Origin of the sequence: Aeromonas sp. HMWF015 (genome assembly GCF_963878965.1) — a bacterium.
Lineage (GTDB): Bacteria > Pseudomonadota > Gammaproteobacteria > Enterobacterales > Aeromonadaceae > Aeromonas > Aeromonas veronii.
Window position 1 is genome coordinate 22597 of the sequence record NZ_CAWNZT010000036.1, and the last position, 1124, is coordinate 23720.

Genomic DNA, 1124 nt, shown 5'->3' on the forward strand with positions numbered 1-1124 from the left:
ACACCCGCGCCCGCATTCGGGATCGGGCGGGCAAGCTGCTCGGAGAGGGGCGCGCGGCAGGCTCCAATCTGGAGCTAGGCATCCCCCATGCCCACGCCAATGTGCTGGCCGCCATCGCCAGCGCCCGTCTTGCCGCCGGGATCGCTATCGAGAGCGAACAGCAGATGGGGGTCGGGCTGGCGCTCGCCTCCGCCGAGCTGGCCGACTGCTATCACGCCCTGCTCGAGATGCCCTTCCCCTTCGCCAGCGTCAGGCTCACCTCCGATGCCTTCGGTGCCTGCCTCGGTGCCTTTGGTGGCCGTGAGGGGGCCATTCTGATCGCCGGCACCGGCTCGGTGGGGCTTGTCTATCAGGAGGGGCAGATCCGCACCTGCTCCGGCCGCGGCTTCCCCATTTCAGATATAGGCAGCGGCGCCTGGCTGGGGCTGCGCGCCATCCAGCAATCCCTGCTCTGCCACGACGGCATTCTGCCCCCCAGCACCCTCGCCATCCGCTTGATGGATCGCTTCAAGCGGGATCAAGCCGAGGTGGTACGCTGGGCCGCCCGCGCCATTCCGGCGGACTATGGCCACTTTGCCCCCTGGGTGTTCGATGCCGCCAGCGATGGTGACGAGCTCGCCAACCAGCTGCTGGACGAAACCTGCGAACAGCTGCGGATCCTGCTGGAGGGGATGACCCAGCTCGGTGCCAGACAGATCGCCCTGCTGGGGGGGATTGGTACCCGCCTCGCTCCCCGTCTCGGCCAGCTCAACCTGATCCCCCCCCAGGCAGATGCGCTCGATGGCGCCATCCTGTTTGCCCAATCAGAGGATTTTCCATGTCTACACCCCTGATCCACACCCAGGTCGCCCGACGTGACGGCGAGGATGTCTGGTTCACCTTCACCCTATCCCGCATGCCGGATACCCGGTGGAAACTGCACTTCTGTCTGGCTCGCCATATCGACCCCGACTCCTTGCAAGGGGGGGAGCTGGAGCGCCAGAGCGGCAGCTACAAGGTGATTGTCCCAAAAACTGGCAGCTGCGAGCTGCGCTTTTGCTGCCGCCAGACGCCCATCAAGAAGCTCTCCGACATGCCTCAGGGGTTCTTCCTCAGCCTGCCGGAGGCCACCACCGGTGCCCAGC

General features: G+C 66.2%; 1 protein-coding gene and 1 pseudogene. Both read left to right on the plus strand.

Going from position 1 to position 1124, the window contains the following annotated elements; genetic code table 11:
- On the plus strand, nucleotides 1–833 hold an 833-nt coding region (locus tag AACS18_RS01715; protein ID WP_258228817.1), incomplete at its 5' end, for a BadF/BadG/BcrA/BcrD ATPase family protein.
- Nucleotides 818–1124: pseudogene (locus AACS18_RS01720) on the plus strand (beta-N-acetylhexosaminidase); the annotation flags it as partial. The gene AACS18_RS01715 and the pseudogene AACS18_RS01720, both read left to right, overlap by 16 nt.